Here is a 649-nt window from a genome sequence, read left to right on the forward strand (position 1 = left end):
CCACAGCTACTGCCATGACCTCACACCCGACCACGCCGAGCAACTCCACTACGATCGGACGCGCATCCTCAGTCCGGAGGAGGCACTCACACAGTGAGCCCTCCGGAAATGCCGGGACGGATCATACACCATCGCCTGCCGTCACCAAACCCGCGAACGTGCTCCCAACACAATGGCCACCCACCCCGGCACCGCCGACTACAAAGACACGACACGCATAGCGGTGACACATCCAGTGTCCGAGCCAGAATATACCGAAAGCCCCTGACCCCTTAACTGTTGGCGCTCAACTCTTCTGGGACTCGAATGGATCGGAAGTGAGCCGACAGGCGGCCACGTCTCAGTCCGCCTGCCGAATACGGACCGTGTTGCCGGCGGGATCACGAAAAGCACAGTCACGCATACCGTAGGGCTGGTCTGTCGGCTCTTGAATGACTTCGGCGCCGGCTGCTTGAACCCGGTCAAACACGTCGTCGACGTCTTTGGTGGCCAGCATGATCCAACCGTAGATCCCCTTAGCCTCAATACCGTTCAGTTAGTGTCTGTTGAGGTAGGGTGAGGTGTGCCTCGTAGTGGATGGGTGAAGCCGGTCTCGGATCGTCGGTTGTCGGATGTGGTGTCGGTGGGGTTGTTGACCAGGGTGTTTGCG

At 59.6% G+C, this 649-nt stretch carries 1 pseudogene; it reads right to left on the reverse strand.

The features are described from left to right. Window positions 1-340: 340 nt before the first annotated feature. Window positions 341-520 (reverse strand): annotated as a pseudogene (locus QMK32_RS25215) (VOC family protein); the annotation flags it as partial. Window positions 521-649 lie beyond the last annotated feature (129 nt).

Source organism: Rhodococcus sp. H29-C3, from assembly GCF_030063405.1.
In the GTDB taxonomy this organism is placed as follows: Bacteria; Actinomycetota; Actinomycetes; order Mycobacteriales; family Mycobacteriaceae; genus Rhodococcoides.